The sequence below is a fragment of the Mesorhizobium sp. genome, assembly GCF_024509055.1.
Classification (GTDB): domain Bacteria; phylum Pseudomonadota; class Alphaproteobacteria; order Rhizobiales; family Rhizobiaceae; genus Mesorhizobium.
On sequence record NZ_JANINM010000494.1, the window covers coordinates 1 to 11,731 of the forward strand.

Genomic DNA, 11,731 nt, shown 5'->3' on the forward strand with positions numbered 1-11,731 from the left:
AGGCAATTCCGGTTTCCGACCTTGTCAACAAGGTCGCCAACACCGGGCCGGAGATTCAGGAGCGCGGCATCGTCGAGCCGCAGCCCGAAAAGGCCAGGCGCCAGAAGCCTAGCCAGGACGACAACCAGATGAGCTTGTTCTAGTGAAGGCGGCCAGCTGACGAGGACTGCTGGAGGAGGCCTTCATCTCCGGGGCGCTCATGCGCGCCCTCATCGCCGGCGCCTCATCGGAGGCGGTGCCGGTCGTGCCGTGTCAGGCGGCGCGCGGCGAGACGATCTTCTGCGCCGGCTTCTTCTTCTTGGCGGTATGAAGAAGGGCTGCAACGATGGCGGCCGGGCCGATCGCGCGGTAGTGGTGGGTCAGCGCCGGTTGCGCCGGTCGGTTCTGTTCCTGCTTGTTTCTAGCCATTGTCTCTTCCCTGATAACGTTTTCGTGTCTGCGTTTGGCTGTCGATTCGGACCAAATCGTGACGCCTGTCGGGTCTAGCCCGAGAATGTTTCATCACTGTGCCGACATGTTTAATAAAATGTTTCGCCGTGTCTTTACCTGTGAAGCAACGACATCTTTCCCGAACGGAGCGACTTGACGGCAACACCGGCGGGCGCGATAAAGCCGCCCATGAAAACGTCTTTCGCCATTTGTGGCATTTGCATTATTGGCTAGCCTCGCGCTGGTCCGGACGTTTTCGCCTCATCTTCTCCTAGATTGGACAAACGCCCCGGCCAGCAGGCTGGAGCCCGATTTGCGCCTCGGCGCCGACCGGGTTTCAGCGAACCCAAATCAAGGACCGGGACCGCATGTCTGACGCATCGAAAGGCCTCAGCCTCTACAACACGCTGACGCGGACGAAGGAGCCGTTCGTTCCGATCGATCCGCAAAACGTGCGCATGTATGTCTGCGGCCCGACGGTTTACGACTTTGCCCATATCGGCAATGCGAGGCCGGCGATCGTCTTCGACGTGCTGTTCCGTCTGTTGCGTGAACTCTACGGCGAAGAGCACGTCACGTATGTGCGCAACATCACGGATGTCGACGACAAGATAAACGCGCGCGCGCTGCGCGATTTCGGCGCCGAGATCGCGGCCGGAAAGCTTTCGCTCAACGACGCCATCCGCAAGGTCACCGAGAAGACCGCCGACCAGTATCACAAGGACGTCGCGGCCCTCGGTTGCCTGGAGCCGACCTACGAGCCGCGCGCGACCGAGTTCGTGGCGCCCCGCGCCGACGGCAAGGCCGACATGCTGTCGCTGATCGGGCAGCTGATAGAGCGCGGCCACGCCTATGTCGCCGGCGGCGAGGTGTTGTTCGACACCGCCTCGATGCCAGACTATGGCGAATTGTCGAAGCGCAATCTCGACGAGCAGCAGGCGGGCGCCCGCATCGCCGTCGACGCGCACAAGAAGAGCCCCGGCGACTTCGTGTTGTGGAAGCTGTCGAGCCCGGAAGAGCCGGGCTGGGAAAGCCCGTGGGGCAGGGGCCGGCCGGGTTGGCACATCGAGTGCTCGGCCATGTCGGCCGCCTATCTCGGCGAGGTCTTCGACATCCATGGCGGCGGGCTCGACTTGATCTTCCCGCATCATGAGAACGAGATCGCCCAGTCGCGCTGCGCCCACGGCACGAGGGTCATGGCCAATGTGTGGATGCACAACGGCTTCCTGCAGGTCGAGGGCCAGAAGATGTCTAAGAGCCTCGGCAACTTCTACTCGATCCATGAATTGCTGGAGACCGGGAATTTCGGCGGCCGCGCATGGCCGGGCGAGGTGCTCAGGCTGGCGATGCTGATGACGCATTACCGCGAGCCGATCGACTTCTCCGTGCGCAAGCTGGAGGAGGCGGAAAACACGCTGCGCAAATGGAAGCGAGCAGCCGACCTTGCGCCGGAGGCGGCGAAGGAACTTCCGGCGGATGTCGTGGCGGCGTTGTCGGACGACCTCGCCACCTATGCCGCATTCCAGCGGCTGACGCAGCTTGCCGGCGAGGCGCTCGACTTCGGGGACGGCGAAAACGCGGTCGCCGCCTCGCTGAAGGCCGCGCTTGCCTTCCTCGGCTTCGACGTCGGCGCCGCCAAGGTGGACGAGGCCGCTATCGGCAAGGCGATCGCCGACCGCCTGGCGCTGATCGCGGCCAAGAACTGGGCCGAGGCGGATCGGGTTCGCGACGAATTGCTGGCGCAGGGCGTGCAGTTGAAGGACGGTAAGGATCCGGCGACGGGTCAGCGCGTGACGACCTGGGAGATCAGGCGGTGAGGATGGCGACCGATGCGACAGGATTGGAGAGGATGGTGCCAGGCACCCCCCTCTGTCCTGCCGGACATCTCCCCCTCAAGGGGGGAGATTGGACGTCAGCTTGGCTTTCGCCAATCTCTGACGTCGATGATTGGGCGCCGGCGGCGAAACAGCTAATCTCCCCCCTTGAGGGGGAGATGCCCGGCAGGGCAGAGGGGGGTGCCGTAGAGCGCCGACTGTCGCGTTTGGCAGGAGCCGTTTGCCGAAGCGTCCGCGCTTCTGGAACCCCGGCTCGATCCACGATATCGACAGTGTCGGCGTGTCGCCTTCCGGGCGCGCATGAGGCAATGGAGGAGCTCGTTTCATGATCGACCATCTCGGCATCACCGTTTCCGACTTCGACAAGTCCAAGGCGTTCTACGACAAGGCGATGGCGCCGCTGGGGGCTTCGCTGCTTTACATGGTGCCTGAGGAGTATACCGGCGGCGCCAAGGTTGGCGGCTATGGCCGCGACCGGCCGGTGTTCTGGGTGAGCTCCGGCGAGGACAAGCAGCGGGATCACCAGCATGTCGCCTTCACCGCGCGCAGCCGCGCCGAGGTCGACGCCTTCCATGCCGCGGCCCTTGGCGCCGGCGGCAGGGACAATGGCGGACCGGGGCTGCGTCCGCATTACCATCCCAACTATTATGGCGCCTTCGTCTTCGATCCGGATGGCAACAATGTCGAGGCGGTGTGCCATGATCCGGAGTGAGCCTCTGAAGCGTCCCATCGATCGGAGCTGGTCATGAGCCTCGACAACCGGCCGGTCTATACGGGCGGCTGCCAGTGCGGCAGGGTGCGCTTCCGCGTCGAGGGCGCGCTCGGCGACGCATCGGTCTGCCATTGCCGTATGTGCCAGAAGGCGAGCGGCAATTTCTACCTGCCGCTGGTCTCGGTGCGTGGCGCTAGGCTCGAATGGACGCGCGGCGAGCCGAAGCGCTTCCGCTCGTCCAACGCCGCATGGCGGGGCTTCTGCGCCGAATGCGGCACGCCGCTGACCTTCGAGGCGCCCGACGGCATTGCGTTGGCGATCGCCGCCTTCGACGATCCGTCAGGTATCGTGCCGACCGTCCAGTGGGGCGTCGAGGCGAAGCTTCCCTATGTCGACGGCATTCCAAAGCTGCCGTCGGAGGAGACGATGGGCGATGTCTCGTCGGCGCCCTATCTCGCCGAACTCGTCTCCTACCAGCATCCAGACCACGACACCGACCAATGGCCGCCGGAGGAATGACCATGACCAATGAAGTTAGAACAGGCGGCTGCCAGTGCGGCGCGGTGCGCTTCCGAGTACACGGCAAGCTCGGACGCGCGTCCATCTGCCACTGCCGCATGTGCCAGAAGCAGTTCGGCAATTTCTTCGGCGCGCTGGTGAGCGTGCCCAAGGACGGCGTCGAATGGACCCATGAGGAGCCGCATTACTTCCAGTCCTCGATCAACATCGACCGCGGCTTCTGCGCCCGTTGCGGCACGCCGCTCACCTATCGCCAGCCGGACGGCCTGGAGATCGCCATCGGCGCCTTCGACGACCGGTCGGATCTCGCGCCGCAGATCCAGGTCAACTACGCCTTCCGGCTGCCCTGGGTCGAAAAGATATTCGAGGCGCCGGTCCATCACGACCCCGACTATTACGCACGGCAGGAGCAGATCATCTCCTTCCAGCATCCCGACCACGAGACGGCCAACTGGCCACAGCAGGGCTTGAAACTATGACGATTGCCGCCGGTTCTTTGCGTACGCTCTATCCCGAGATCGAGCCCTTCGATTCCGGCATGCTCGATGTCGGCGACGGCCACACCGTCTACTGGGAGCGCTCCGGAACCAAGGGCGCCAAGCCCGCCGTGTTCCTGCATGGCGGCCCCGGCGGCACCATCTCGCCGAAACACCGGCGCCTGTTTGACCCGAAACTCTACGACGTCATCCTCTTCGACCAGCGCGGCTGCGGGAAATCGACTCCGAATGCCTCCCTGGAGGCCAACACCACCTGGCATCTCGTCGCCGACATCGAGCGCCTGCGCGAAATGGCGGGCTTCGACAAATGGCTGGTGTTCGGCGGCTCCTGGGGTTCGACGCTGGCGCTCGCTTATTCGCAGACACATCCCGAGCGCGTCAGCGAGCTCGTCGTGCGCGGCATCTACACGCTCACCCGCGCCGAGCTCGAATGGTACTATCAGTTCGGCGTCTCCGAGATGTTCCCGGACAAGTGGGAACGCTTCCTGGCACCGATCCCCGAGGCCGAGCGCGGCGATATGATGGCCGCCTATCGCAAGCGGCTGGTCGGCTCCGATCGCAAGGCCCAGATCGAGGCGGCGCGCGCGTGGAGCATCTGGGAGGGTGAGACGATCACGCTGCTGCCGGAACCGGAAACCAGCGGCCCGTTCGCGCAGGACGACTACGCCATCGCCTTCGCGCGCATCGAGAACCACTATTTCGTCCATGCCGGCTGGCTGGAGGAAGGACAGTTGCTGCGCGATGCATGGAAGCTCAAGGACATTCCCGGCACCATCGTCCACGGCCGCTACGACATGCCATGCCCGGCGCGCTACGCCTGGGCGCTGCACAAGGCCTGGCCGAAGGCGGACTTCCACCTGATCGAAGGCGCCGGCCATGCCTATTCGGAGCCGGGGATTCTGGACCGGCTGATCCGCGCGACGGACGGGTTCGCGGGCAAGAAATGACAGCGCCATCCACCCCCCTCTGGCCTGCCGGCCATCTCCCCCTCAAGGGGGGAAATTGGCTGCCATTCAGGCTTTCGCAAACCTGCAAGGTTGCGGACGAGGGCGGGACATACCAACTGCTGATCCCCCCCTTTGAGGGGGAGATGCCCGGCAGGGCAGAGGGGGGTGCTCAAGCGCCCACAAGACCATGAAAAAGCAACGCCTCTATCTCTTCGACACCACGCTCCGCGATGGCCAGCAGACGCCGGGCATCGATTTTTCCGTCGAGGACAAGATCGCGATTGCGAAGCTGCTTGACGAGTTCGGCATGGACTATGTCGAGGGCGGCTATCCCGGCGCCAACCCGACCGATACGGCCTTCTTCCAGAAGAAGCGCACGGCAAGCGCCAAATTCGTCGCCTTCGGCATGACCAAGCGGGCAGGGGTCTCGGCTTCCAACGATCCGGGGCTGGCGGCGCTCGTGCAGTCGAAGTCCGACGCCATCTGCTTCGTCGCCAAGAGCTGGGATTACCATGTACGCGTGGCGCTCGGCTGCACCAATGAGGAGAACCTCGAGGCGATAAAAGTGTCGGTCGAGACGGCAGTCGCATCCGGCAAGGAGGCGATGGTCGATTGCGAGCATTTCTTCGACGGCTTCAAGGCGAACCCCGACTACGCGCTGGCCTGCGCCAGGACAGCCTACGACGCCGGCGCGCGTTGGGTCGTGCTGTGCGACACCAATGGCGGCACGCAGCCATCGGAAGTGCGCGTCATTGTCGAGAAGGTGATTGCGGGCGGCATCCCTGGCGCCAACCTCGGCATCCATGCCCATGACGACACCGGCCAGGCGGTGGCCAATTCGCTCGCTGCCGTCGAAGCCGGCGTGCGCCAGATCCAGGGCACGCTGAACGGCATCGGCGAGCGCTGCGGCAACGCCAACCTGATCACCATCATCCCGACGCTGGCGTTGAAGCCGGCCTTTGCCGACCGTTTCGAGACCAGCATTTCAGCCGAGGAACTGACCGGCATCTCCAGGCTCTCACGCGCATTCGACGAACTGCTCAACCGCGCGCCGGAGGCGCAGGCGCCCTATGTCGGCGCCTCGGCCTTCGCCACCAAGGCCGGCATCCATGCGTCCGCCTTGGCCAAGGAGCCTGCGACCTATGAGCATGTGCCGCCGGAAGCGGTCGGCAACCGTCGCCGTGTCATGGTCTCGGACCAGGGCGGCAAGGCCAATTTCCTCGCCGAGCTGAAGCGGCGCGGCATCGACGTGCCGAAGGACGATCACCGCCTCGATGCGCTGATCTCGGTCGTCAAGGAGCGCGAGGCCGAGGGTTACGCCTATGAGGGCGCCGACGCGTCCTTCGAACTCCTGGCGCGCAAGATGCTGCACGGCCTGCCGGAGTTCTTCAACGTCACCTCGTTCCGCTGCATGGTGGAGCGCCGCTTCGACGCCAACGGCCAGCTGAAGACTGTTTCGGAAGCGATCGTAAAAGTGCTGGTAGACGGCGAGGAGAAGATGTCGGTGGCGGAAGGCCACGGCCCGGTCAACGCGCTCGACATCGCGCTGCGCAAGGATCTTGGCAAATACCAGAACGAGATCGTCGACCTCGAGCTTGCCGACTTCAAGGTGCGTATCCTCAATGGCGGCACCGAGGCCATCACCCGCGTCCTGGTCGAATCGCACGATTCAACCGGGGCGCGCTGGTGGACGGTGGGTGTGTCGGAAAACATCATCGACGCTTCCTTCCAGGCGCTGATGGATTCGATCATCTACAAGCTGATGAAGAACCGCGAGATGGCGGGTTTGGTCGCGGCGGAGTAGGGCAGATGGGCTTCTCGATAAGCTGGTTTGGCTTTCGAGGTTATGGGATCAAGGAAGCCGCGGCTTTGTTCGGCAGGGAAGTCGGCGCTTCCTCGGAAGATTTCGACGCGCCGATAAATGCCTGTCTCAGCGACAAGAACTGGGCGATCATCATCCTCGATTACTGCAGTTTCCCTAATCCCCCGGACAGCTATTTGTCCGTGTTTTCGCAGGGTAGGGATATGGTCGTCGTGCACATAGAAGAGCACAAGATGTTCGCGCGCGCGGAGTTCTGGAGTGGCGGAAGAAGCGTCTGGAGGGTTTGGCACAGCGGCGATGAGGGGGGCAGGGATCTCCACACCACGGGTGATCTTCCAGCCTCGTTTGCCACGCTGAGGCAGCAGGCTTTTTCAAAGCAGGACGAGGAAAATGATGTCGATCATATTTTCGACATTCCTCTCGATCTGGCGGCACAGTTGACGGGTTTTAGGCACGACGAGGGGGCGCCGGACAGGGTCTTCTTCGAACTTGTCGAGAAACCCGCCAAACAATGAGCGACATCGCGTCTTGGACATGAGCGCAACCGTTTGACCCATCACGAAAAGTCCATTGATCCATCATAATTTTGTGATGGTCTCGGACGGCCGGCTGGGCCATAGCGTTGGGCCATGGTCACCGAAACCGCTCAACTCGATGCCGATGCCAAGGGCCGCCGCGGCTTCCTCCTGGCGCTCGGCGCCTATTTCCTGTGGGGGCTCCTGCCTTTCTACATGAAGGCGGTGGCCCATCTGCCGCTCGCCGAGGTGATCGCCAACCGCGTCGTCTGGTCGGTGCCGATCGCGGCGGCAGTGCTCATCTGGGCCGGCCGCACGGCCGACTTCAAGGCAGCGATCCGCTCGCCGAAGAGCCTCGCAATGGCTGGGCTGACGGCGGTGCTGATCTCGGTCAACTGGGGCATTTATGTCTGGGCGATCTCGGTCGACCGCACCGTCGAAACCGCGCTCGGCTACTACATCAACCCGCTGGTCAGCGTGGTCGTCGGCGCGCTGCTGCTCGGGGAACGGCTGGATCGCCTGCAGATCGCGGCTGTCGCGTTGGCCGCGGTCGCCGTCACCGTGCTGACCGTCGAGGCCGGGAAGCTGCCCTGGGTGTCGCTGGCGCTCGCCTTCTCCTTCGCCGCCTACGGCTTCTTCCGCAAGACGCTGCCGATCGGCCCGAGCCAGGGCTTCCTTCTCGAAGTGCTGCTGCTCTCGGTACCGGCGTTCTGCTACATCGTCTACCTGATCGCCACCGGCCAGGACCACCTCGTTTCCAGCACGGGAGGCGACACGGCTTTGCTGCTTGGCTGCGGTCCGGTCACGGCGGTGCCGCTGCTGCTGTTCGCCTTCGGCGCCAGGCTGCTTCGCCTCTCCACCATCGGCATCATGCAATACATCGCGCCGACCATGGTGTTCCTGATCGCCGTGCTCATCTTCCACGAGCCTTTCGGCGCCATCGAGGCGATCGCCTTCGCGCTGATCTGGACGGCGCTGGCGATGTACAGCTGGTCGATGTTCAGGGGCCGTGACGCACGAACGGCAGTTCAAGCCACGCGCTAGGACAAGGCGATGTACACACTTCACATCGGCAACAAGAATTATTCCTCCTGGTCGCTGCGGCCATGGCTGTTGATGCGCGCGCTTGAGATCCCCTTCGAGGAGCAACTGACGCCATTCCCGGGAGGCCCGAGCTTTGACTTCTACAGGGCGTTCTCACCGAATGGCCGCGTTCCCTGCCTGATCGATGACGGCTGGGCGGTGTGGGATTCGCTTGGTATCGTCGAATACCTTGCCGAGCGGCATCAGGGCGTATGGCCCTCGGACGCCAAGGTCCGCGCCTGGGCGCGTTCGGCCGCCGCCGAAATGCATTCCAGTTTTACGGCGCTGCGCAATGACTGCCCGATGTGCTGCGGCGTGCGCGTCAAGCTTTCATCCATCTCCGATGCCTTGAAACATGACATCTTCCGCATGGGCGACCTGTGGAATGACGGCCTTGCACGTTTCGGTGGGCCGTTCCTCGCCGGCGACTGTTTCACCGCGGTCGATGCTTTCTTTGCCCCCATCGCGTTCCGGGCGCAGTCCTACGGGTTGGTATTCGAAGGCGCCGCCGCTGCCTATCCGCGCCGGCTGCTCGACTTGCCGGCGATGCGCGAGTGGTACGCGGCCGGTCTCGCCGAAACATGGCGCGAGCCGGGGCATGAAGCTGAAGTCGCGGCCGCCGGCACAATCTTTGAGGATCTGAGGGCCTGATACGTCAGACCCGGCCCAGCCGTCTCACGACCAGAAAGACGATGGCCGCAATCGCCACCGATCCCGCCGTCACCAGCCAGAAGCCCAGCGGCGTGTCGACCAGCGGCAGCCCGCCGACATTCATGCCGAACAGGCCGGAGATGATGGTCATAGGCAGCAGCACCGCCGTCATCACTGACAGGACGTAGAGCAGCTGGTTCGACCGCTCGGTCAGCTTTGTCATCAGCTCGTCCTGCAGCAGCCTGGTACGGCCCTGCAACTGCTCGCCGTCGTGATGGAGCGTGTACGCCCGCTGTGAGAGCCTCGCCGCCATGTCGTTGACCGAACCCGGCAGGTCGTCGCTATGCGACTGGTCGAGATGGCGGAAAAGGTTCGTCAGCGTCGCCATCTGGCGATGGATGGCCACCAGGTGACGGCGCGCGTCGATCAGCGACTGCCGCTCGCTGTTCCATGCGTCGCTGACGATCCGGTCCTCGATGCCGTCCAGCGCGTCGTCGAGCTTGTCCAGCTCTCCCGCCATCCCGTCGAGCGACTGGCTCATCACCGCCTCGATCAGTTCGGCCGGCGAGCGGAACCGGCGTGATCCGTTCTCCACCGCCTTGCGCACGGCGTCGACCGATTCCAGCGGCTGCTTGCGAGCGCCGATCAGCATCGTGTCGTTGAAGGCGAAGCGGAAATGGGTGAGCCCTCGCGCTTCCGCGGAGAAATCGTGCCTGAGATCGGGCAGGTCGCCATAGGTCCAGCCGTCGTCGAGGTCGACCTGGCAGCCATGGGCGGGTCCCAGGAAGGCGGCGCGCACCGCGGCCGGCAGGGCCTGCTCGGCGCCGATCTCCTGGCGGGCGCGCATGTCGGTGATCTGGTAGCTGCGCCAGGTCCAGCGCGCCTCGGCGGGGTCCCTGGTGCGCAGGCCATCGGCGGTGAAATGGTAGACGAAGAACAGCCCGTGCTCGTCCGGCAGGTAGGGCGAGAGGTCGGTGCCTTCCTTGCTGGTGGCGATAGTCATGGCGGCTTTGCTGGTCTCTGGTGCAATCGGTCGCGGGCGGCCGGATTGAGTTTCTACCATGACGGCCCCGATACAATGTGACAGTTCGCTGAGGGTCCGGCGCCCGGCATCCCGAGGTGTCCGCTCCTCGACCACGGCGTTGAATCACCCGCCTGCCTGGCATCCCCCAAAATTCTTCAGCGTCCCAGGAATAAAGCCCCGGCCTGCCGGGTCTTGCTGTGTAGCGAGGCCATCCTCCCCCGCATGTCGCTGCAACGGTTTGGCGCGGCGACATGCGGAAAACGACGGAACCGCCGCATGAACCCCGCAGCCATTAGAGGAGAACTTCTGATGTTCAACATGACACGCCGCATGGTACTCGGATCGGCCGCCGCCGCGGCCGCCTTCGGCATCGCCGGCAAGCTCGAATTCGCTCCGCCCGCTTTCGCCGAAACCCCGGTCGAGCCGCTGGTCGGCTTCTACAAATACAAGGTGGGCTCGCTCGAGGTCACCGCCATCTATGACGGCATCTGGCGCAAGCCGCACGACCCGGCCTTCATCGCCAACGCCTCGGTCGACGACACCAAGGCCGCGCTCGCCAAGGCCGGGCTGACCACCGAGTTCATGCCGATCCCGCTCACCGTCGTGGTGCTCAAGATGAACGGCCGCACCATCATGATGGATGCCGGCTCCGGTGTCGGCCAGTGGCAGGCCAACGCCACGCATCTGCCGGCCAACATGAAGGCCGCCGGCATCGACTACAAGGCCATCGACACCATCATGATCTCGCACTTCCACCCCGACCATGTCTGGGGCCTGATGGAGAAGGGCACCAACGATCCGGTGTTCCCGAATGCCGAGCTGATCGTCAACGCCACCGAATACAATTGGTGGACCGACCCCAGCCGCCTGGCCAAGCTGCCCGAGGGCCGCAAGCCAGCGGGAAAACGCATTGCCGAAAACTTCCCGAAATGGAAGAACTGGAAGCTGGTCGACGATGGCGCGGAAGTGGTGCCCGGCATCCGCATCATGGCGGCGCCCGGCCATACGCCAGGGCACTCGGTCTATCACGTCGATGCCGGCTCCGAGCAGTTCCTCGTCTCGGCCGACACCATGTACGTGCCGGCGCTGCTCGCCCCGCATCCCGAATGGCAGGGCAGCTACGACCAGGATGGGCCCATGGCCATCACCACGCGCCACAAGATCATCGACCAGGTGATCGCCGACAATGTCCGTATCTGCGGTTCGCATTTCCCGTTCCCGGGCACCGGCAGCTTCGTCAAGGACGGCAACGCCTATGCCTTCACCCCAACCCAGATCTGATCGCAATCGCGATCTGAATCGAATCCTGAACAGAAAGAGACAACGTCAATGAAACATGCACTTTTCGCGGTGCTCGGCACCATTGCGGTTCTCACCGCAGCCCCGATCGCCATCGCCGTGCCGGCCTATGCCGTGGACGACATCGAAGGCGCCGACGCGCCGGACCTGACGGCCGTGAAGGCCAAGATCGACGCCAAGGACTACAAGGGCGCGCTGGCCGACCTGCGCGACCTCGCGCAGGACAACCAGCAGGCCGACGTCTACAATTTGCTCGGCTTCACGCTGCGCAAGACCGGCGACTACCAGACCTCGCTCACCTACTACAACAAGGCGCTGGAGCTTAAGCCCGACCATAAGGCGGCGCATGAATATCTGGGCGAGCTCTATGTCGAGACCGGCGACATGGCCAAGGCCAA

The 11,731-nt window shown here is 63.9% G+C and carries 13 protein-coding genes and 1 pseudogene; 12 read left to right on the forward strand and 2 right to left on the reverse strand.

The features are described 5' to 3' along the window. A pseudogene (locus tag Q0L57_RS29065) lies at nt 1-143 on the forward strand (SOS response-associated peptidase); the annotation flags it as partial. Between the two features lie 109 nt (nt 144-252). Here Q0L57_RS29065 and Q0L57_RS29070 read toward each other — a convergent pair. Further along, a complete protein-coding gene (locus tag Q0L57_RS29070; RefSeq protein ID WP_296746533.1) occupies nt 253-408 on the reverse strand; it encodes a hypothetical protein in 156 nt (51 codons plus the stop codon). Between the two features lie 389 nt (nt 409-797). Between Q0L57_RS29070 and cysS the strand changes: the two genes are divergently transcribed. The 9 genes from cysS to Q0L57_RS29115 all read left to right on the forward strand — a co-directional run bounded on the left by cysS (nt 798) and on the right by Q0L57_RS29115 (nt 9,010). Then, complete coding sequence (cysS, locus tag Q0L57_RS29075) at nt 798-2,246, forward strand: cysteine--tRNA ligase (RefSeq protein WP_296746534.1); 1,449 nt, start codon at nt 798-800, stop codon at nt 2,244-2,246. 343 nt (nt 2,247-2,589) lie between these two features. Further along, nucleotides 2,590-2,976, forward strand: a complete 387-nt coding sequence (locus Q0L57_RS29080) for a VOC family protein (protein ID WP_296746535.1) — start codon at nt 2,590-2,592, stop codon at nt 2,974-2,976. 33 nt (nt 2,977-3,009) lie between these two features. After that, the gene (locus tag Q0L57_RS29085; protein WP_296746536.1) at nt 3,010-3,495 is read left to right on the forward strand and encodes a GFA family protein; all 486 of its coding nucleotides are present in this window, start codon (nt 3,010-3,012) and stop codon (nt 3,493-3,495) included. A gap of 2 nt (nt 3,496-3,497) precedes the next feature. Further along, a complete protein-coding gene (locus tag Q0L57_RS29090) occupies nt 3,498-3,974 on the forward strand; it encodes a GFA family protein (RefSeq protein WP_296746537.1) in 477 nt (158 codons plus the stop codon). Continuing rightward, nucleotides 3,971-4,939, forward strand: a complete 969-nt coding sequence (gene pip, locus Q0L57_RS29095) for a prolyl aminopeptidase (protein ID WP_296746538.1) — start codon at nt 3,971-3,973, stop codon at nt 4,937-4,939. Before Q0L57_RS29090 ends, pip begins: the two co-directional genes overlap by 4 nt. Nucleotides 4,940-5,126: 187 nt before the next feature. Then, nucleotides 5,127-6,743, forward strand: a complete 1,617-nt coding sequence (gene cimA / locus Q0L57_RS29100) for a citramalate synthase (RefSeq protein ID WP_296746539.1) — start codon at nt 5,127-5,129, stop codon at nt 6,741-6,743. Between the two features lie 5 nt (nt 6,744-6,748). Then, nucleotides 6,749-7,276, forward strand: a complete 528-nt coding sequence (locus Q0L57_RS29105; RefSeq protein WP_296746540.1) for a hypothetical protein — start codon at nt 6,749-6,751, stop codon at nt 7,274-7,276. 114 nt (nt 7,277-7,390) lie between these two features. Further along, nucleotides 7,391-8,320, forward strand: coding sequence for an EamA family transporter RarD (gene rarD / locus Q0L57_RS29110; RefSeq protein WP_296746541.1), 930 nt, complete (start codon nt 7,391-7,393; stop codon nt 8,318-8,320). 9 nt (nt 8,321-8,329) lie between these two features. Continuing rightward, complete coding sequence (locus Q0L57_RS29115; RefSeq protein ID WP_296746542.1) at nt 8,330-9,010, forward strand: glutathione S-transferase family protein; 681 nt, start codon at nt 8,330-8,332, stop codon at nt 9,008-9,010. 4 nt (nt 9,011-9,014) lie between these two features. On the opposite strand, the gene Q0L57_RS29120 is transcribed toward Q0L57_RS29115, so the two are convergent. Next, nucleotides 9,015-10,013 (reverse strand): transporter, encoded by a 999-nt coding sequence (locus Q0L57_RS29120; RefSeq protein ID WP_296746543.1) that lies wholly within the window; start codon nt 10,011-10,013, stop codon nt 9,015-9,017. Between the two features lie 330 nt (nt 10,014-10,343). Between Q0L57_RS29120 and Q0L57_RS29125 the strand changes: the two genes are divergently transcribed. Together Q0L57_RS29125 and Q0L57_RS29130 are read left to right on the forward strand one after the other, a co-directional pair. After that, on the forward strand, nt 10,344-11,315 hold the full coding sequence (locus Q0L57_RS29125) for an MBL fold metallo-hydrolase (RefSeq protein ID WP_296746544.1): 972 nt from the start codon (nt 10,344-10,346) through the stop codon (nt 11,313-11,315). A gap of 48 nt (nt 11,316-11,363) precedes the next feature. Beyond that, nucleotides 11,364-11,731: tetratricopeptide repeat protein (locus Q0L57_RS29130; RefSeq protein WP_296746545.1), on the forward strand; the 368-nt coding region annotated here is incomplete at its 3' end.